The sequence below is a fragment of the Marinomonas atlantica genome (assembly GCF_001639725.1).
Lineage (GTDB): Bacteria > Pseudomonadota > Gammaproteobacteria > Pseudomonadales > Marinomonadaceae > Marinomonas > Marinomonas atlantica.
This window is the reverse complement of the sequence record NZ_LTAW01000001.1, coordinates 453682-473288: the sequence shown is the minus strand read 5'-3', so window position 1 is coordinate 473288 and position 19607 is coordinate 453682. Positions and strand designations below refer to the sequence as shown.

At 45.5% G+C, this 19607-nt stretch carries 17 protein-coding genes; 6 read left to right on the top strand and 11 right to left on the bottom strand.

The features are described from left to right. Together AYW75_RS02235 and AYW75_RS02230 are read right to left on the bottom strand one after the other, a co-directional pair. Entirely contained in the window at positions 1 to 678 is a 678-nt protein-coding gene (locus tag AYW75_RS02235; RefSeq protein WP_067094713.1) for a hypothetical protein, read from the bottom strand. Further along, positions 675 to 1553, bottom strand: a complete 879-nt coding sequence (locus AYW75_RS02230) for a hypothetical protein (protein ID WP_067094712.1) — start codon at positions 1551 to 1553, stop codon at positions 675 to 677. Before AYW75_RS02230 ends, AYW75_RS02235 begins: the two co-directional genes overlap by 4 nt. 184 nt (positions 1554 to 1737) lie before the next feature. On the opposite strand from AYW75_RS02230, the gene AYW75_RS02225 reads away from it, so the two are divergent. After that, a complete protein-coding gene (locus tag AYW75_RS02225; RefSeq protein WP_067094710.1) occupies positions 1738 to 4197 on the top strand; it encodes a penicillin-binding protein 1A in 2460 nt (819 codons plus the stop codon). A 53-nt stretch (positions 4198 to 4250) separates the two neighbouring features. Here AYW75_RS02225 and AYW75_RS02220 read toward each other — a convergent pair whose 3' ends face one another. The 9 genes from AYW75_RS02220 to AYW75_RS02180 all read right to left on the bottom strand — a co-directional run bounded on the left by AYW75_RS02220 (position 4251) and on the right by AYW75_RS02180 (position 11843). Further along, complete coding sequence (locus AYW75_RS02220; RefSeq protein ID WP_067094707.1) at positions 4251 to 5054, bottom strand: HAD-IIB family hydrolase; 804 nt, start codon at positions 5052 to 5054, stop codon at positions 4251 to 4253. Continuing rightward, positions 5047 to 5820 (bottom strand): DeoR/GlpR family DNA-binding transcription regulator, encoded by a 774-nt coding sequence (locus AYW75_RS02215; protein ID WP_067094705.1) that lies wholly within the window; start codon positions 5818 to 5820, stop codon positions 5047 to 5049. The genes AYW75_RS02220 and AYW75_RS02215 overlap by 8 nt, the downstream gene beginning before the upstream one ends. A 1-nt stretch (position 5821) precedes the next feature. Then, entirely contained in the window at positions 5822 to 6550 is a 729-nt protein-coding gene (locus AYW75_RS02210; RefSeq protein WP_067094702.1) for a glycerophosphoryl diester phosphodiesterase, read from the bottom strand. Beyond that, the gene (locus AYW75_RS02205) at positions 6547 to 7623 is read right to left on the bottom strand and encodes a sn-glycerol-3-phosphate import ATP-binding protein UgpC (RefSeq protein ID WP_067094699.1); all 1077 of its coding nucleotides are present in this window, start codon (positions 7621 to 7623) and stop codon (positions 6547 to 6549) included. The genes AYW75_RS02210 and AYW75_RS02205 overlap by 4 nt, the downstream gene beginning before the upstream one ends. Before the next feature lies 1 nt (position 7624). Continuing rightward, a complete protein-coding gene (gene ugpE, locus AYW75_RS02200) occupies positions 7625 to 8467 on the bottom strand; it encodes a sn-glycerol-3-phosphate ABC transporter permease UgpE (protein ID WP_067094696.1) in 843 nt (280 codons plus the stop codon). Then, on the bottom strand, positions 8467 to 9342 hold the full coding sequence (gene ugpA / locus AYW75_RS02195) for a sn-glycerol-3-phosphate ABC transporter permease UgpA (protein WP_067095066.1): 876 nt from the start codon (positions 9340 to 9342) through the stop codon (positions 8467 to 8469). The genes ugpE and ugpA overlap by 1 nt, the downstream gene beginning before the upstream one ends. Before the next feature lie 87 nt (positions 9343 to 9429). Continuing rightward, positions 9430 to 10728, bottom strand: a complete 1299-nt coding sequence (gene ugpB / locus AYW75_RS02190) for a sn-glycerol-3-phosphate ABC transporter substrate-binding protein UgpB (protein WP_067094693.1) — start codon at positions 10726 to 10728, stop codon at positions 9430 to 9432. Positions 10729 to 10925: 197 nt separating this feature from the next. Continuing rightward, positions 10926 to 11264, bottom strand: a complete 339-nt coding sequence (locus AYW75_RS02185) for a hypothetical protein (protein WP_067094690.1) — start codon at positions 11262 to 11264, stop codon at positions 10926 to 10928. Between the two features lie 3 nt (positions 11265 to 11267). Next, positions 11268 to 11843, bottom strand: a complete 576-nt coding sequence (locus AYW75_RS02180; RefSeq protein ID WP_197478881.1) for a DUF502 domain-containing protein — start codon at positions 11841 to 11843, stop codon at positions 11268 to 11270. A gap of 177 nt (positions 11844 to 12020) precedes the next feature. Here AYW75_RS02180 and AYW75_RS02175 point away from each other — a divergent pair, with 177 nt between their 5' ends. The 5 genes from AYW75_RS02175 to AYW75_RS02155 all read left to right on the top strand — a co-directional run bounded on the left by AYW75_RS02175 (position 12021) and on the right by AYW75_RS02155 (position 19603). Then, positions 12021 to 12755: a 5-oxoprolinase subunit PxpA gene (locus AYW75_RS02175; protein ID WP_067094687.1), complete on the top strand. Its 735-nt coding sequence runs from the start codon at positions 12021 to 12023 to the stop codon at positions 12753 to 12755. A 2-nt stretch (positions 12756 to 12757) separates the two neighbouring features. Beyond that, positions 12758 to 13468: a 5-oxoprolinase subunit PxpB gene (pxpB, locus tag AYW75_RS02170; RefSeq protein WP_067094685.1), complete on the top strand. Its 711-nt coding sequence runs from the start codon at positions 12758 to 12760 to the stop codon at positions 13466 to 13468. Further along, the gene (locus AYW75_RS02165) at positions 13458 to 14381 is read left to right on the top strand and encodes a 5-oxoprolinase subunit C family protein (protein WP_067094681.1); all 924 of its coding nucleotides are present in this window, start codon (positions 13458 to 13460) and stop codon (positions 14379 to 14381) included. The genes pxpB and AYW75_RS02165 overlap by 11 nt, the downstream gene beginning before the upstream one ends. Before the next feature lie 171 nt (positions 14382 to 14552). Beyond that, a complete protein-coding gene (locus tag AYW75_RS02160) occupies positions 14553 to 15755 on the top strand; it encodes an ABC transporter substrate-binding protein (RefSeq protein WP_067094677.1) in 1203 nt (400 codons plus the stop codon). After that, positions 15752 to 19603, top strand: coding sequence for a hybrid sensor histidine kinase/response regulator (locus AYW75_RS02155; RefSeq protein WP_067094675.1), 3852 nt, complete (start codon positions 15752 to 15754; stop codon positions 19601 to 19603). The genes AYW75_RS02160 and AYW75_RS02155 overlap by 4 nt, the downstream gene beginning before the upstream one ends. The last annotated feature ends 4 nt before the right edge of the window (positions 19604 to 19607 follow it).

The window sequence follows — 19607 nt, the reverse complement described above, 5'->3', positions numbered from 1 at the left end:
TTAATATTCCTTTTGTGATTGCTCCAATGTGTTTAAACCTGTCATGAAGAGTTTCTGAGTGTGTCCTTGTGCGCTTTGCAAAATCACGAAATCCTGATCGATCAGAGCAAGCGTGGCTTGGAGGTCTGGAGACCAATGCCCTTCATGAAACCACAATTCTTTTTGATTCACTTTTATCAAGGCGGCCGACTGGTTGCCATGAACAGTACTGATTAACTCACCTGGTAATGGGCGATAAACTCGTTGATCAAACGGCAGAATATTTATCGCAGGTTTTAAGGTACTGGGGCGAAGTAGCTGCCAACGCACATCGGCTTTCCACTTGTGCTCAAGCCTCTGCCAAACGATCGTTTCTGGGGTTAGCCAAAAATGCTGTTGCATTGTTTCTAATACAGTAGCCCACTGAGGTAATGACATTGACGCCGTCATACGCATCCCAATAACCGTGCCATTTTGTTCAAGCAAGGTAACTGGAAATCTTTGGGGCAACGTTTTGAGTGACTGAGCAATTCTACGCCACTGTTGTTCTTGATAGAGATAACGATCCAGCGCCGTTTGACGCTCTAATTTATGTTGCCATAACTTATGAATTCCCCAAGCTACCGCAAAACACTCAACCAACAACAACCATTTCAAATACTTAGACGAGATAAAAGATAGAAGGATACTGTGTTTCATAGCGCTTCCTTACTCGTGGTTACCTCAAGAGGCGGTAATCTATCAGGCCAATTTTTATGCCATGTTTGAAAATCATGAGTGTTTCCCGTAATTATCAAATGCACTTTATCTTTAGTCACTGAAGCTTCATCCAAACGAACACTGACCGGCAGGGTGCGCAATTGAGTTAAACTGCCTAACACATGATCTTGGTGATGACCGATGCTTGGCCAAGGCCATTTAAAGGTCTCCACAAACTCTGGTGTCAAATTACGAATCACTAAACCTCCCCCAATACCTGAGAGCGCAACTAAAGCAATACACGCGGCCAGTACAATTCGCTCCTTTCGCTCTGCACGACGCTCAAGGTAATCTTTTTGGTACGATAAAAAAGGCCTCGAAACAGAACGTATTGCTCGCCATGACCTAGCATTACTCAATCGGATAACACGCTCACTAAATACCTGATGGATACCAAGCTGTAGAAAGGTGTCATGGTATTTTTTCAGCAATACAGCTACGTACATTGAAGGTGAATGCTTGCATTCAGACGTAACTATATAACTGAGCGTGTGCTGCTGAGTGGCGTGCCGAGTGACATTACTTGCTTGCGTATGGGCCGCCATTAGATACAGTGACTCAGGTAACTCTGCGTCCAGCTCAAACTGATCACTTTCCACCCAACAATCAGGTAACAAAACAGCCACAGGTTTAACAGCATTTTGACGAAGCAACACCGCTAACTGTTTCAATGCATCATCTATGGGTGTGTCCGCCGCAGGCAACACATCCCCTTGATTCAACTTAGTATTACTCTGAAAGTAGTCTTTGCAATAATATGATTGCCAGTGGTCTTGACGCCAAACCAATAAATGCGGTCGCGCGAGAAAATGCATGGTTCCCTCCATGAAAATAGTAAAGCCATCCGTAGCCTTAATAACGTTGCCGATTATGAACACGCTTATGCATTCGGCACCAAATCTTTACAAGAAGATAACATGAAAATTCAAGCCCACAAGCCACCAAGGTCAACACAAGTCAGGTATAATCGTCAGAACATAAAATAACCAGTGACCGATCATGGCCAAAACATTCAAAATTCTCTTTATTCTTGCCCTTCTTGGTGCGTTAGCCGCTGTTGGTATTACCTATGGCGTTTATCAGCAGGTAAAAGACAGCATTCCAACCAAGGAGGAAATGAAAGATATTGAACTTCAGATTCCACTGCGTATTTACACCAAAGACGAAAAGCTCATAGGAGAATATGGCGAGCAACGCCGCTCACCGATCCGCTATGAAGACATCCCGCACGATTTAGAAAATGCCGTATTGGCTGCAGAAGACAGCAACTTCTATCACCATCCTGGTGTCGATGTTGTTGGTTTATTACGTGCAGCCTATCAATTGGTTTCAACGGGGGAGATTCAAAGTGGTGGTAGTACCATCACCATGCAGGTCGCTCGAAACTACTTCTTGTCTTTTGAACAGACTTTCATGCGTAAGTTTACCGAGATTTTCATCTCATTGAAGTTAGAACAAGAACTGTCTAAGCATGACATTCTTGAGCTTTATATGAACAAAATTTACTTGGGTAAGCGTGCATACGGCTTCGAAGCGGCGGCCCAAGTCTATTATGGTAAGCACCTCGACGAATTGACGTTGGCACAATACGCCATGATCGCAGGCTTACCGAAAGCGCCTTCACGCTATAATCCAGTTGCGAACTCTTCACGAGCCTTGATCCGCCGTAATTGGATTCTTCAGCGAATGCTAACATTGGGAATGATCGAGAAAGAGGCCTATCAAAATGCTGTTGAAGCGCCAGTAACAGCTGAAAACTATGGTATTCAACCCGATATCGAAGCCAACTATGTAGCTGAAATGGTACGTCAGGAACTTTACCAAAGCTACGGAGAGAAACTTTATACCGAAGGTCTGGTCGTTTATACCACCATCGACTCCGAACGCCAAAACAACGCTAACCAATCGGTCTACGATGGTGTGATGGCGTATGATGAACGCCATGGTTATCGCGGCACGCTAGACACACGAACCAACCTAGTGTCAGCGACATTAGAGGAGCAGCAAGACGTCTTCAAAAGTTTTAACAATATCCCCAACTGGTCAATAGCCCTAGTTCTTGAAACAACCGACACCATTGCGAAGCTTCGTTTAGATGATGGTAGCACCTTTGATCTACCATTCGATGCTCTCAATTGGGCAGCGCCGTACTTTAGCGAAGATTCCCATGGCGCAAAGCCTAAAATGGTTAAAGATGTATTAGTTTCTGGTGACATCATTCAATTACGTCCAGACGACACTACAACTTGGCGTCTAGCGCAATCTCCTGCTGTGCAAAGCGCCTTAATTTCTTTGGATAGTAAAGACGGTGCAATTGAATCTTTAGTCGGTGGATTTGATTACTTTAGTAACAAGTTCAACCGAGTAACACAGTCCAAACGTCAACCGGGCTCTAACTTTAAACCCTTTATTTATGCCAGCGCCTTAGCCAACGGCTACACTGCCGCTTCGGTGATCAATGATGCGCCTGTGGTATTTCATGACAGCAATCTAGCCAGCGCTTGGCGCCCAACCAATGATGGCGGAAAATTTTATGGCCCAACACGCTTACGCCAAGCTTTGTACCGTTCTCAGAATGTCGTATCGGTTCGCTTGCTTGATGAAATGGGTATTCGCCCTGCTCTCGATTACGTTAAGCACTTTGGTTTTGACCCCAATGAGCTACCACGCAACTTATCGCTATCTTTAGGTAGTGCTAACTTGTCACCTTTGCAAATTGCGACAGGATACGCTGTCTTCTCAAATGGCGGCTACCGTGTTCAGCCCTATTTGATTGATCGAATTGAAGATCGTGCTGGAGAAGTTGTTTTCCAAGCAGAACCAATGACGGTGTGTAAAGGCTGTACAATGCTTGAAAATGATACCGACAATCTTGATGCCCCCAACAAAGGGTTATTTGATACGGACAGCGGTGTAATTGAGCTGCCTGTTGCTCCTCGGGTCATCGACAGTGACATTGCCTATATTATGTACGACATTATGCGTGACGTGATTCGTTATGGTACTGGTCGTCGTGCTCGTGTACTGGAACGTAGTGACATTGCTGGCAAAACAGGCACAACAAATGATGGACGTGATGCTTGGTTCTCTGGGTTCAACGGTGACATTGTGACGTCGGTTTGGACTGGATTTGACGATATGTCACCACTAGGTCGTGGCGAGTGGGGTGGGTCAGCGTCTTTGCCTACTTGGATTAACTACATGCGCGCAGCATTAGCAGATACCCCCGCCAGCTACGTCAACAAGCCTGCATCCCTGATTACCGTACGAATTGACCCAGAAACCGGTGAGCGGGCATTGCCAGGGCAATCAAATGCTATGTTTGAAATGTTCCGTCAAGACCACGTGCCCGAACGGCGTATGAATGTTCGATCTGAGCAAGCAGGCAGTAATACGCAGAACAACTCATCGTCTGAACAAGCGCCCTCAAGTAATATCGCTATCGAGAACTTGTTCTAGTTAAATTTAGGTTTCTAGATCGATAAAAAAACGCTGCATCTTGCAGCGTTTTTTTATGGACGACTGGTGAGTACTTTTTCGGCCAACTCCGCAAACCCTGCTCCCCCTGCATCATTCGCAATATAACGTGGTAAATGGGTCAATGTATTCAAATGAGGGGCAATATTGGCGACCCCAACGCTTAGCGGGAACTGAGCAAACATACTTTCGTCATTAGGCGCATCGCCAACATACAACACGCATTTTTTTGCCTCTTTGCTAGAAACACCAAAGAAGTCAGTCAAGACGCGCTCAGTCATCGCGTATTTATCCACCCCTTTTTGACAAACATTAATGTGAATCGAAGAGGCTTTTGCATTTAATCCAAGATTCAGCAAATCAGCTAGCAACGCCTCTTTTTCTTGAGTCGCTGGTGGAGCGATGTCCTGTGCATAATCAATCGCTACGTCCGTCAGTCGAAAATGCTGATCTTTCGTCAATGACAAGGCAGAAAATCGTTTCAATCGAGGCTGTATCATCGTCAATAACTCGGCCTGCTGTGCGCGCATAGATGCTTCATCATTGAAATAGTGGTACTGCACAGAACGCTTACTCGGTTGTAAAAACAGACCACCACCTTCACTGATGACCCCCGCAATCGGCAAGACTCGAACCATCATATCTGACCATCCTGCACAACCACCGGTAACCGGAATCACATGTATGCCAGCTGCATCAAGATCATATAGTGCCTGTAACGTCACCGCAGGTAAGCGGCCATTTAGTGTTAACGTGTCATCAAAGTCAGTAAAAAGATATCGCACCTGTCTCAATACAGAGGCGTCCAACCACTTTAACGGCTTTGGACTATTATTCATCAGTAGCCTCCTTTGCTAATATTAAACGCACTCCTTGTTCTTCAAGTAGCTGTTGTCGTGGGGCAGAAATTTCATCCGTAAACAACATTTCGACTTGCTCAAAACCCGCCACCCGTGCACTGGCTTTTCGCCCCCATTTATATTGGTCTGCAACCAACAAAACATGGCGACTTTGATCAATCAAAGTTCGACTTAAATTGGCTTCGTCGGGATCAAAGTCCAGTACACCAAAACGCTCATGCAACCCGCCACAGCCCAAAACACCATAATCAAAGACATATTTACACATACTTTCAATGGCATCTGACCCAACTAAGTCACAATGACGATGACGCATGCTTCCTGCTGTCATATGAACAGAGGTTTGTGGTGTCAACGCAAAGATAGTCGCCACCGTTAGATTATTGGTAAATATTTTTAGGTCTTGATGTTTCAGCAACGCTTTGGCGACAAATTCTACGGTTGTCCCCACACCCAAAAATACCGAGGCACCATTTGGAATAACATCTGCTACCTGCGCTGCGATCAACTGCTTCGCATCGCTATTCAGAAGCTGACGATTTGCAAACGACAGATTCTCTGCGGTCGATACGGGGGCAATACCACCATGTTGACGACGCACTAATTGTTTTTCCGCCAATTGATTAATGTCTTTACGAATGGTTTGCGAGGACACACCAAAGCGCTCAACCATTTCTTCCACTGGCAGCAGGTCGCATTGCTGTACCCAATTTAAAATATGCTGCTGACGCTCATTTAGCTTCAAACTACGACTCCAAGTGCATGAATTGATTTGGATCATCGGTAATTACCGTGTCCATTCCCCAATTCCAATGCGGCTCGACAAGATGCGCTTCATTGGCTGTATAGCACAACAACTTATAGCCAGCGGACTTCACGGCACGAGCCTGTTGCTCAGTGAGTACTGCGTAATAGCAATTCAAACTAAAGGCCTCAATAGCCGCCAACTTAAGCAGCCAATCACTGGGTACATCTTCGACTAAGAAACCAAGGTACCGCTGCTTATCTTCGCGATAACAGACCTGTAAAGCTTCGTAGTTAAAACTTGAAATCATCAACTTGTCATTATCCTGCCAACGCTCTGACAGCACGGCTAATATAGGCGGTACAATTCGCTCCACATCGGTGTCTTCGTATTTGATTTCCAGATTCAAGCCAAGTCCGAGTGCTTGGATGCAATCAATGGCCTGCTCAAGGGTGGGGACTTTTTCACCATCGTGCTCAGCCCCAAACCACGAACCGGCATCCAGTGACAACATTGTTTCCAAGTTTGCTTCTAACGTATTCCCAAAGCCATTCGTACAGCGCTCTAAAGTATGATCGTGAAAAATAATCAAGCCACCTTGAGCAATGGGGTAAACATCAATCTCGACCCACTGTACCCCCGTCGCTGCGGCTGCTCGGATCGAGGCAAGGGTATTTTCAGGCGCCAATAATGCCGCACCACGATGCCCCATCACTTTGGTCAACTTCATAGCGGTTCAATCCTCTTCGTTGTTACTACATCAAATACGTGCCATGCCTGTTGTGGCACTCTTATACCAATGGGCTGCCCAATATCAGGTGCATGATTACCCGACAAACGCACCACAAAGGGGTATAGCTTATCTTCACTGGTTTTTACCGAGCCATGAATTAATGTTTCTGCGCCCAGCGCTTCGACTGCTTTAACCTGTAAGCTCAAATCAGCGTCCTGCAAAGGTACGATATCCACATGCTCTGGACGAATGCCCCACATGACTTTATCCGTGGAAAACTGTGGACAAGCTAACTGACTGTCCACACCTAACTGCAAAACCCCATTTTCTATCGTACTGGGGATAAGATTCATCGACGGTGAACCAATAAACTGCGCCACAAATGTCGAGGCTGGACGTTCGTATAACGCCATGGGAGTACCCACTTGCTCTGCATGACCTTTATTGAGCACCACTAGACGGTCGGCCAACGTCATCGCTTCCACTTGATCATGGGTCACATACAAAGTCGTTGTCCCTAATTTACGCTGTAACTCTCGAATTTCAACGCGCATCTGCACGCGCAATTTAGCATCTAGGTTAGACAAAGGTTCATCGAACAAAAACACTTTAGGGTCTCGTACCATCGCACGTCCCATGGCCACACGTTGGCGTTGCCCTCCCGATAACTGTCTTGGTTTCCGTGTCAGTAGCTCTTCCAATCCCAGCATCTGCGCGACGGCATTCACTTTGGTTTCAATCTCTGATTTTGGCTCACCACGATTTTTTAAGCCATAGGCCATGTTGTCATAGACCGACATGTGTGGGTACAAAGCGTAATTTTGAAACACCATTGCGATGTCTCGCTCTGCCGGCTCTTTGTTATTGACCTGATCACCTTTAATCAGTAAATCACCTTGGCTGATACTTTCAAGTCCTGCAACCATGCGTAACAAGGTCGATTTACCACAACCAGAGGGACCCACTAAGACAATAAACTCGCCTTCTTCGATGGTTAAATCGATGCTTGGGATGGCTTGGTAGCCGTTGTCGTATGTTTTACCGATATTTCTAAGTACTAAATCTGACACTTTACTTCTCCGCGTCTACCAAACCTTTAACAAATAACTTTTGCATGCCAATAACGACTAACACTGGCGGAATCATCGCCAGCAACGTCGACACCATAACTTTATTCCACTCAATATCGCCATCCGGCACGGACAGCATACGCTTCACGCTCATTACCAACGTGTAGTAAGCATCATCCGTGGTCACGATCAGCGGCCACAAATACTGGTTCCAACCATAAATAAACAAAATCACAAACAGCGCCGCAATATTGGTGCGTGACATTGGCAATAGAATATCGAAGAAGAAACGAATAGGTCCTGCGCCATCAATACGCGCGGCTTCGACTAATTCACCGGGAATACTCATAAAACACTGACGAAACAGAAAGGTAGCGGTGGCACTGGCAATGAGTGGCAGCGTTAAACCGGTGTAGCTATTAAGCAGGTTAAGGTTGGCGACTACTTCATAGGTCGGCACGATGCGTACTTCTACTGGCAACATCAAAGTAAAAAAGATTACCCAAAACGCCAAGCCACGAAATGGGAAGCGGAAGAATACAATCGCGTAGGCCGACAGCAACGAAATCGCAATTTTGCCAAACGTAATACCGAGTGCCATGATCAATGAATTCAAGGTCATACGCAGCATTTGAGAAGCCTGCCCCTCTTTCCCAATCAACACCTGATGCCAATTAGCGAATGCTTGATCCCCAAACCACAGCGGAATATGACCAACACCAAATGCATTGGCAGGATGAGTAGAGGCAACAATCGCCACCCAGACCGGCAATGCAACCACTAACACGCCTAGAACCAAAACGAGATGACTGAAACCGGTCAGCCAAGGACGATTTTCAATCATTAGTACTGCACCTTACGTTCAATATAGCGGAACTGCACCACTGTCATCAGCCCAACAATGACCATTAACACAACTGATTGTGCCGCAGAGCTGCCCAAATCCAGACCAACAAAACCATCGTTGAATACTTTGTACACCATGGTCGTGGTACTTTGCCCAGGTCCCCCTTGTGTGGTGGCATCAATCACACCGAACGTTTCGAAAAAGGCATACACCAAGTTAACCACCAATAAAAAGAAGGTCGTGGGCGATAACAATGGAAATACGATGTCCCAAAATCGTTTGGACGGGCCAGCACCATCGATCGCCGCGGCCTCAATCAAAGATCGAGGAATAGCCTGTAAACCAGCGAGAAAAAATAAGAAGTTGTAGCTAATTTGTTTCCAAGTGGCAGAAATCACCACCAATATCATCGCTTGATCGCCGTTCACAAAGTGGTTCCAATCGATACCAATGTATTCTAGTAGTAAGGCCATAGGCCCCATGCTCGGATCGAATAAAATCCACCACAACACACCCGCCAATGCGGGTGCCACGGCATAAGGCCAAATCAACAAAGTTTGGTACACCATCGCGCCACGAATCACACGATCCGCCATCACGGCTAGCCAAAGCGCCACCGCAAGGCCTAAAAAAGCCACCGAAAAGCTGAACACCATGGTAGTTTTGAGTGATGCGAAATACTCTGGGCTAGTAAACAACTCAGTAAAATTATCTAAGCCAACATAATCACGGCTTAGACCGAAGGCATCTTCTTGATAAAACGCTTGCTCAACTGCCTGTCCTGCGGGCCATAAGAAGAAGATAGCCGTCACCACTAACTGCGGCATCAGCAACAGATAGGGCAGGAGTTTTTGAGGAAAATACACCGACATAAAAAGACTCAACCAGTCACTAATCAGAAGACACATTAAAAGCCTCCCCACTGTAGGGGAGGCTTTCTCATAGAGAGGCAGTGATGACTAGTCGTTTGCTTTTTCGAACTTACGTAGCAAAGCGTTGCCACGCTTAGCAGCCGCATCCAATGCAACTTGAGCGGTTTTATCACCCGCCCACACGGCTTCTAGCTCTTCATTGATAATGTCACGGACCTGAACGAAGTTACCCAAACGCAAGCCTTTCGAGTTTTCTGTCGGCTCAACGGAGGTCATCTGTTTTACCGCTACATCTGTGCCAGGGTTTGCCGCATAAAAACCTTGCCCTTTGGTCAGCTCATAAGCTGCTTGTGTGATCGGCAGGTAACCTGAGAATTGGTGCCAATCAGCTTGCATATCAGCACGCGATAGGAAATTTAAGAAAGTGGCGACACCTTGATACTGTTCTTCACTTTTACCTTGTAGCACCCATAATGATGCGCCACCGATAATGGTGTTTTGTGGTGTCTCGATTTGCTCGGCATTGTAAGGCAGCTGTGCTACACCAAAGTCAAACGAGGCATTACGTTTCATACCAGCGTAACCCGCTGAAGAGCCCATAAACATTGAACATTCTTGGCTATAGAATTTAGGTGCAGAGTCACTGCGGCGGCCACCATAACTGAAGATGCCGTTTTGCTGCCATTCACGCATTTTTTCAATGTGCGCGACTTGAGCAGGGCTGTTAAACACAAACTCTGTGTCCATTCCGGCAAAGCCGTTGGCCTGTGTGGCAAACGGAATATTGTGACGTGCACTGAAGTTCTCTAATTGAATCCATGATTGCCAAGACGTTGTGAAACCACACTCTACACCACTGTCTAATAGTTTTTGCGAGACCGTTTCCATTTCTTGCCACGTTTTCGGTGCGCTCACACCCGCTTTTTCAAATTGCTCTTTGTTGTAGTACAACACTGGCGTCGAGCTGTTAAATGGCATCGACAGCATATTGCCATCTTCATCCGTGTAATAACCCGTCACAGCACTCAGGTAATCGTCCTGGATGAATGGCTGTCCTGTTTCGCGCATCAGTTTGTATACTGGGTAAATCGCACCTTCTGCCGCCATCATGCTGGCAGTCCCCACTTCAAATACTTGAACCAGCGCTGGCTGCTGCTTCGCTCGAAATGCGGCAATCGCAGAAGTCATTGTTTCAGTGTAATTACCCTTGTATACCGGCTTCACTTCATATGCATCTTGTGCCTGATTGAACGCCTCAGCGATCTCTACAACCTTTTCACCATTGGCACCACCCATTGCATGCCACCATTCAATTTGTGTTGCAGAAAATGCTGATCCTGACACAGCTAAACCAACTGCTGTAGAAACTAAAGCTAACTTATTCATGGTACGTAACCCTCGTATCAAAACTAAAATATGGAAGAATAAAATGCATCAAACGAGGATTAGATTACGATGGAGATATTTCATTTTGATGGCAAGATCATTTCAAATGAAACCAATATAAGCTCATTTGAAATAATAAATCATACTCAAGCACAAAAAAACCCGCTATCAGCGGGTTTCTTCTATAGCTTTCTAAACTACGTGACATCTCGTAATATCGCTTCAATTTCTAACTTTTTCTGCCTTGATTTAATGAAGTTGGCAATAACCGACGCAGCCGTAATACCAATCAACGCCGATAACATGTCATCATTGCCATAACTTACGATAAAGCTGTAAATCAGTAACAGACTACCAATGATTAGGATAAGAGGCTGATAAGACACTTTTAGTGCCCCAGTGTTTTCATTTTGAACAATGGTGACCCCATAGAACGAGCCAAGTGAGCCAACATATATGCGTCTTGGAAAGGTTTTTAACTTAGCTGGATAGCCTTTTTCTTCTAGTAATTCAGTCAGTTGCTCTAATTGCATCATAATTTATTTCTTCGATTGCACGCCACCCGTCACGGCAATGCGCATGCCTTCTTCCATGGTGACGTCGAGTGGTGTCAGTTTGTCGCGGGAGACATACACTGTCATCCCTCCAATTTGATAGCTTAGCGGCAAATACACGCCAACTAAATCTTTATCACCAAATAACCGTTTCCCCATTTGCTCACCTGTGACAAAGCCAATCATTTGCATTCCCTGTACTTCGATTGACACGACGCTCTGCTGATCGGTTTTTTTCGACAAATTAAACACCGTCATCATGTCTTGAAGCGCACCATAAATCGATTTAACCAACGGAATCTTCTCAAACAAACGCTGACTGACCTTCATCAAGTAGCGCACGCCATAAAAGTTCACCACCAGCCCCACTAAGGCCAGCAAAAGCAGACTGGTAATGACACCTAGCCCTGGAAAATAGTAATCCGTAGGCCACACCAATAATACCAGCGGACGCGCCAGTTCTTCGGCCGTCGCTAATAACCAGTAAAACAAGTAAATCGTCAGGCCAATGGGCAACACTGCGACCAAACCTTTGAGAATCATGGTAATCAATTTATTCATTATCATCTCCAACTATAGTCTAGAGCATACAAAAGCCGTTCCAACTTAGATAGCGGCGCACCGAGTAAAAGCTCAGTAAAAGCCTTGCAGACCGATCCATCTGCAACATACTTGTTGCACAGAGTAGAGCTGGTAAGCTAGAGGCTTCAGGTAACGGATGGTTTTGGAGAGCACGCGATGAAATTAAACTGTGATATGGGCGAGGCTTTTGGCGCTTGGACAATGGGGCGAGACGAGGAGATTATGCCATTCATCGACCAAGCCAACATCGCCTGTGGTTTTCATGCGTCAGATCCACTGACGATGAGTAAGACTGTTGCACTGGCGAAACAATGTAATGTCACCATAGGAGCGCATCCGGCCTATCCTGATTTAGTCGGCTTCGGTCGTCGTAATATGGACATCGCCCCCGCAGAGTTGAAAGCCCTTATTCAATACCAAATCGGTGCCTTGCAAGGCATCTGCCGCGCTCAAGGCACGCAGGTAACCTATGTCAAACCCCATGGCGCGCTATACAATACGATGATGGCGAATTTTGCAGTCTTAGAAACCGTGATGCAGGCTGTCAGCGAGCTCGACCCTTCACTCATCTTAATGGTCATGGCGATCCCAGAAGTTGAGCAAGTCAAAGCTTTAGCCCAAAAATACAACTTGGCATTGTGGTTCGAAGCTTTTTCAGACCGTCTATATACCGAGGAAGGTTGTTTAACACCACGCCAACAAAACAATGCGGTGCACAAGGATTTTGACTTAATTGAGCGACAAGTGCTCCAGCTTAGCCAACATGGCAGCCTTATCACTGAATCAGGCAACACTCTAGACGTTCATGCCGACACCCTCTGTGTTCATGGGGATGGCGATCATGCTGTGGAAGCAGTACAGAGGATTCGAGCTGTTATCGGTGGTCAATAATCATGAATGACGCGTTAATATTTCCTCCTGATGTCGATATGGTCAGTGATCACGCCTGCTTACTGACATTCTCCAATACAATCTGCAATGAGGTTGCCGATGTCATCGCCGCCGTGAGTAGCGCGCTGTGCGACTCATTGGGCGTTGTTGACTTAGTTCCGTCTTACACGACCCTATTAGTTGTCTTTAATACGGACCACTTTGATCGCTTTAACATCCTAAAACACATCCATGATATTAGCACTGCTATCGATCTTGAGAAGCTGTCACAACAGGCACAAAACGAGGTGGAAATTCCGGTTTATTATGGTTCAGAAGTTGGGCCAGACCTTGAGGGCATCGCCACGCATTGTGGCTTATCGACCGATGAGGTCATTCAGCTGCACTGTGCAACGCGCTACCGTGCCTATGCGATTGGCTTTTCGCCGGGGTTTGCCTTTTTAGGCAATGTTCCTGAAGCGATTCGCATGCCAAGAAAAACCACACCACGACTCAAAGTACCACAAGGTAGTGTTGCCATCGCCGAGCAACAAACGGCCGTTTACCCAAGCGTATCGCCGGGGGGCTGGCAAATACTAGGCCGCACACCCGTTTCACTGGTCGACTGGGAGAGCGATAGTTTGGCTCTGATTCAAGTGGGCGATACCGTTCGCTTCAAGCCTATGTCTCGGGAAGACTTTTTGGCACAAGGAGGACTGCTAGATGGCGTTTAAAGTAATCAAACCGGGCATGTTAGCCCTAGTTCAAGATTTAGGACGCCTCGGTTACCAGCACTTAGGCGTTACCACAGGCGGCCCCATGGACGAGCCAGCCTTTCGGTGGGCCAATGCGTTACTTGGTAATGACGACAATGCCGCGCAGATTGAAATTACCTTTGGCATGTTTACCTTGGAAGCACAAGCCCAAACAAGTATTGCCATTACCGGCGCAGATTTGGCTGCGACGTTAAACGGTCACAGCATTCTGTCATGGCAGACCTACCAAATAAGCAAGGGTGATGTTTTGGCCTTTCACCAACCAACGTTCGGCTTACGAGCCTATTTAGCCGTGAAAGGTGGCTTCCTAATCAAGCCCGTACTGGGCAGTGTTGCGACGGTCATGCGCGAAAAACTCGGTGGCCTAACAGGTAAAGGGGATAAAATAGCGACGGGCGATCGTCTGCCGTTCCAAGAGACCACCTACCACAAGGCTTGTCATGTACCGCGTCTTGCTATCCCAAATTACGATCAAGTCGAAATCGATGTGGTCACGGGTTATCAGTATGACCATTTTTCAGGGCTCGATCGAGCGCGATTCTTTAGTAGCGAATACACCCTCAGTCAACATTGCGACCGGATGGGTTACCGTTTAGACGGTACCGCTATCGGTCGAAACCTCAAGGGAATCATCTCTGAAGGCATCGCCTATGGGGCCATTCAAGTGCCCAGTGATGGTCAACCTATTGTGTTACTCAATGACCGTCAAACCATCGGCGGCTACCCAAAAATCGGCTGTGTGACGCACAGTTCAGGGGCGTTATTGGCTCAAAAGAAGCCGGGCGACAGCATTGGGTTTCGCTATGTCACGGTCGACCATGCCGAGCGTGCACGCCATTTATTAATGTCGCGAATCAATCAATGGCGTTAATTCCAATGTCTTCCACCTCTTAATGTCCTCCATTTACAATACTTGACACATTAACAGCCGAGATTTACATAATTTATTTCTAAACTAGACTCTAAGCTACCGTATGTGAAGGGAATCGCCTCTTAGCGCTTACTTACATACTGCACCCTTCCTTACTTGAGGAGTCTTTCTGTGCGTATTTGCAACGCTTTCTTCGCGGCTACCTTGGTCACTACCATGTTACTGCTGCCGCTTGCCAGTAAAGCGGAAGAGGTCAACCTAGGCTTCACCGGCCCGCTATCAGGCCCAAGTAGTCTGCTTGGAAATCAACTTGTTGAAGGCATAGAACTTGGCTTAAAACGCTTAAATGGCAGCAAAGAATTACCTTTCACCGTATCGCTTATCGCTAAAGATGATGGCTATGAACCAGCTCGTACCGTGCCAATCATTCAGAAACTGGTCAAAGATGAAAATATCGTTGGCCTAATCAGTAGTGTTGGCACACCTACTTTGGTGGCTGCTATTCCGGTCTTAAAAGAGCTTAAATTGCCTCTCATATCGCCTTTCACAGGCAGCAGCATGCTTCAAAGCGAAGGTGTCAGTTCATTAATGTTTAGCCATCGTGCCAGCTATCAAGATGAGGTTAAATTGCTAGCAAACATCGTTGCTAAAGAATTCAATATTGCAATGAGTGACATGGCTATCTTCGCGCAACAAGATAGCTACGGAGAAGTCACAATGCGTAGCCTAACGAAAGCACTGGAAAGCCATGGACTTAAGAACCCTAGTGACATCCTGCATGTTCGCTATACTCGTAATAACCCATCTACAGAAGAAGCGGCTGCAAAAATACTGGCTCGATCGCCGCAACCCAAAGCCATTTTCTTAATCAGCACCTATCCTGCGGCAGCAGATTTAATTACGTCACTAGATGAGCTAGGCGTTTCGCCACTATATGCTGCCCTTTCATTTGTCAGTCACGAAGCCTTAAATTCGCGTCTCGCGCTGACACAGGCAAAAATTTTATCGACCCAACTCCACCCTTGTGACAATGATTTAGATTCACCAGTTATAAAAGAGTTTTGGCAAGATCTTGAACGCTATGACGACCCGAGTAAAGCGACATCAATTATATTAGAAGGCTACATGGCCGCTCGACAAGTTGAAAAAGTACTGCTGCATTTTCAACCCAGCCGAGCGCCAACCAGAGCTGAATTTCTAAGCTACCTAACACAATATCAACGGTTACATAAAAACACTGAAAAAGAAGTGGTCGAAAACATTCTACTGAGTCAGACTGAACTACCTATTTGGTTAGAACTAATAAACCATGGCACGGGACACACTTTTTGCGGTGATACATTACCGTATGAGTTTCTAAGAGGTAGTCTATGAGTAAATCGAGGCAAGTACAGTCTTCAGTATCGCCTCTCGTGTGGCTTTTGGCGCTGTTTAGCCTTTTGTCAATTATCATTGGGGCTTCTATTCTAATTAGCACTGCCCAAGACCTCAGAGATCAGCAACAAAATCTACGAGCCCGTCAGGCCGCCATGTTGGGTGCCGTATCTGAATTACGTGAGGTTGTACCCTCCCAGCGTAATCGCCTTCGTCAAGCGCTACTAGAAGATACCAATCTAGAGTATTTAGATCAAAATCTTGAATCACGTTTTAATAGCGCCACTGATATGCTGATTAAGTCTGCACAGTCGAACTCGGAAATAGCGAAACTAGGACGTGCTCTTCAAGCTCGCGGAAAACAAATCGAGGATTTAAATAGTCAAGTCAATATCTGGTTTAACACTCAAAAACAGGTATTAATTAACTCAGAACGCAACAATCTCTTGGCTCGTGCACAAGAGAAAACCAGTGCAATCACTACCCTTCTCAAAGCACTCAACAGTCGTTCACGGTTAAAAGAAGGCGTCTTACTTTTTCAGTATCGTAGTGCAGATCAAGCGACCGATAAGAATGCAATCAGTGAAGAATATATGTCGCTTCGCTCCAATGCGATCGAAGGTGCGTTAACCACTACGGTTGAAGATATTCTTACTTTGGAAATGGTCATCAGTAGCTTGCCGTTTACCCCCACTCAATCAAAACTATATGATCAACTTAATAACCGCGTATCTCCAACATTTGAACGACTTGACTATGCCATTTCCCAAACCGAGTTTCAGTTTCCCATGTATTACAAGTCGCTCACGAAGGAGTCTAGCGACCTTAAAGCTTTGATTTACGGTGAAGGTCATCGCATTAACGATTTATACAACCTTGAACTGGGTTCTGGCGGCTTATTTGGAGAACGCTTTACATTAATCGCGCTGGAGACTCAACGCCAACAGATTAACGATCAAGTAGAAGCCGTGTTTTCACCTTTAGCTCGCTTTATTGATCAAATCAGTGAGTCAGTACAATACGAAACTCACAATCTAGAAACACAAATTGAAGAGCAATTGACTCGTTTAAGTACCTCAATTTTATGGATCAGTGGCATTACTGTTTTCGTAATCATCCTTTTATCTTGGGCCATTTCAAAGCGTGTAAAGCGCCAGCTGTCAAAACTGCTTGAAAGTGAAGATCGCTTCCGCTCTATGTTCGAATCGTCTCCTGATCCTGCTTGGATTGTTCGCGACCACGCTATTATTGAATGTAATGATGCCGCCGCTAGCATCTTAAAATACCCTTCAAACGATATGTTGTTGCAATTGAGCATGAGTGATTTATCGCCATTTTCTCAAACTGATGGTCAACAATCGCTGAAGAAACTGGCACTTTTAGAAGAACAAGTCTTTGAACAAGGGCACTTCTACCAAGAATGGGTATTTAAAGACTTAGACGACGAACTGATCTATGCAGACATGACCATGATCTCTGTCATTCTCGACGACAGTCCTGCCATTATCTGTACCTGGCGTGATATTTCGGAACGTCACAAATATCAGGTGTCATTGCAATCCTATAAAAGTAAATTAGAAGAAGAGATTGCGGAACAAACACAAGAGTTACAAGAGGCGAAAGAAACTGCCGAGCAAGCAAGTAAAGCCAAAAGTGACTTCCTTGCTAACATGAGTCATGAAATTCGGACCCCGATGAACTCCATCATCGGCATGTCCTACCTTGCTTTAAAATCTGGTTTAGATGATCGCCAACACCATTACATACAAAATGTTCGAAGCTCAGCAGAATCACTGCTGGGCATCATTAATGACATCCTCGACTTTTCAAAAATAGAAGCTGGCAAGGTAGACTTAGAAAAAGAGCCGTTTTACTTACAGGATGTACTCAACGAAGTGGCCAACATTTTGACAATTAAGGTTGATGAGAAAGATCTTGAACTGGTGTTCGATATCGATACACATTTACCCCAAGTGTTCCAAGGAGATGCTACACGGCTACGTCAGATTTTACTGAATTTGGGTAATAACGCCGTAAAATTCACCCAGCAAGGCGAAATAGTTATTCGTGCTCGCTATGTGAAGCACATGGCCGACAAGATGGAAGTGCATTTTTCTGTCTCCGATACAGGCATTGGAATTAGCGAAAAGAACCAAAAACACTTATTCCACTCTTTCTCACAAGCAGATTCGTCAACCACTCGACGTTTTGGTGGAACAGGCCTAGGCTTGGCTATTTCAAAACAGCTGGCTGAACTAATGGACGGCACAATTTGGCTAGAAAGCCAAAACGGGGGCGGTAGCACATTCCATTTTACTGTTGTGCTGGACCGTGTCGAAGACGAAATTCCATTATGTTATGGCAACTCTACTTTAGACGTATCCAAAGTGTTAATTGTTGATGACAACGACACAGCTCGTGACGTTCTCAAAAGCTGTGTTGAAAGCATTGGACTTCATTGCGATGAAGCTGGCGATGGCTACCAAGCCTTAGAATTGATTGCCTTAGCTCATAAAGATAATGCCCCCTATGACCTAGTTCTGGTTGATTGGAAAATGCCTGAGCTAGATGGTGTCGAAACGTGCCGTAGAATAAGCCGTATCGATGACCTCCAATTGCCAACGATGATCATGGTGACGGCCTACGGTTTGGATAAAGTCAAACAAGCGGCTTGTGGCGTAGATGTTGCGGGGTTCTTAACCAAACCTATCACCATTTCTAGCTTATTCGATACCATCGCCGAAAGCCTCGGTATTGATCGTTTTACAGGAAAAGACGACCTTAGCAAACCTTCAGCACTGACAAGTTTTGCTAATCTGAACGGAGCCTCCATACTCTTAGTAGAAGACAATGAAATCAATCGAGAGCTAGCAGTAGAGCTTCTTTCACAACAAAATATAAATGTAAAAGTTGCCGTCAACGGACAAGATGCCCTGACTAAATTAGAAAACAACCCATTCGACATGATACTCATGGATTGTCAAATGCCTATCATGGATGGTTATCAAGCCACCCGTATCATCCGTCAAAAGCCTGAGTATGCGGCGCTTCCAATCATCGCCATGACCGCAAACGTTCTTCAGCAAGACATTACTCGAGCCATTGATGCTGGGATGAATGATCATATTGCTAAACCAATCAATTTAGAGCGTATGTTCAGTACTATGGAGCGCTGGATGCCAGTCAAAAAAGTGAACCTAGACACCCAAGTTTCGAATCATGCAGTATCAAAACACAGTGATCAAAGTGCTAAGCTCCCTATTTCAACTAAAATAGATACGGAAACAGGCTTACAGCACACTCAAACCTTAGCACTGTATACTCGATTACTCGGGCGCTTTAGCGTGACACAATCTGATTTTTCAATGCAATTGCGTCAACACTTAGAGCACCAACAATACGAAGATGCCACTCGTCTAGCGCATACGCTTAAAGGAACCTCAGCCACACTTGGGATGAATTCATTAGCCAAATTGGCAGCAGAACTAGAAGACCAAGTAGGACATCAAAATCCACTACCAGAGACAATTTCTAGCCTAAATACTGAATTAAAGGCTATTCTTAAAACGTTGGATACTTGGCTAAATCAAACGAGCCAAACAGACGCCTTTGATACAGATATAGTGATCATCGACGATGCTGAAAAACGTAGGCAACTTGAAACGCTCGAAGACTATATAGAACAAAACTTGTCCGAAGCGCGCGAGCTTGCAGAAACACTTGCGCCACAATTTATGCATGTGACAGAAAAAGACTTAATGGAAGCTATCATCAATGCCGTCAACATCTACGACTTTGAAAAGGCAGCAGAAGACTTAAATGCTCTAAAAGCACGTATTGTAGATTAAGTGA

What these genes read in the sequence shown, in the direction of transcription:
- AYW75_RS02235 (WP_067094713.1), bottom strand. Translation starts at nt 678, where the DNA reads ATGAAACACAGTATCCTTCTATCTTTTATCTCGTCTAAGTATTTGAAA.
- AYW75_RS02230 (WP_067094712.1), bottom strand. Translation starts at nt 1,553, where the DNA reads ATGCATTTTCTCGCGCGACCGCATTTATTGGTTTGGCGTCAAGACCAC.
- AYW75_RS02225 (WP_067094710.1), top strand. Translation starts at nt 1,738, where the DNA reads ATGGCCAAAACATTCAAAATTCTCTTTATTCTTGCCCTTCTTGGTGCG.
- AYW75_RS02220 (WP_067094707.1), bottom strand. Translation starts at nt 5,054, where the DNA reads ATGAATAATAGTCCAAAGCCGTTAAAGTGGTTGGACGCCTCTGTATTG.
- AYW75_RS02210 (WP_067094702.1), bottom strand. Translation starts at nt 6,550, where the DNA reads ATGAAGTTGACCAAAGTGATGGGGCATCGTGGTGCGGCATTATTGGCG.
- ugpE (WP_067094696.1), bottom strand. Translation starts at nt 8,467, where the DNA reads ATGATTGAAAATCGTCCTTGGCTGACCGGTTTCAGTCATCTCGTTTTG.
- ugpA (WP_067095066.1), bottom strand. Translation starts at nt 9,342, where the DNA reads ATGTCGGTGTATTTTCCTCAAAAACTCCTGCCCTATCTGTTGCTGATG.
- ugpB (WP_067094693.1), bottom strand. Translation starts at nt 10,728, where the DNA reads ATGAATAAGTTAGCTTTAGTTTCTACAGCAGTTGGTTTAGCTGTGTCA.
- AYW75_RS02185 (WP_067094690.1), bottom strand. Translation starts at nt 11,264, where the DNA reads ATGATGCAATTAGAGCAACTGACTGAATTACTAGAAGAAAAAGGCTAT.
- AYW75_RS02180 (WP_197478881.1), bottom strand. Translation starts at nt 11,843, where the DNA reads ATGAATAAATTGATTACCATGATTCTCAAAGGTTTGGTCGCAGTGTTG.
- AYW75_RS02175 (WP_067094687.1), top strand. Translation starts at nt 12,021, where the DNA reads ATGAAATTAAACTGTGATATGGGCGAGGCTTTTGGCGCTTGGACAATG.
- pxpB (WP_067094685.1), top strand. Translation starts at nt 12,758, where the DNA reads ATGAATGACGCGTTAATATTTCCTCCTGATGTCGATATGGTCAGTGAT.
- AYW75_RS02165 (WP_067094681.1), top strand. Translation starts at nt 13,458, where the DNA reads ATGGCGTTTAAAGTAATCAAACCGGGCATGTTAGCCCTAGTTCAAGAT.
- AYW75_RS02155 (WP_067094675.1), top strand. Translation starts at nt 15,752, where the DNA reads ATGAGTAAATCGAGGCAAGTACAGTCTTCAGTATCGCCTCTCGTGTGG.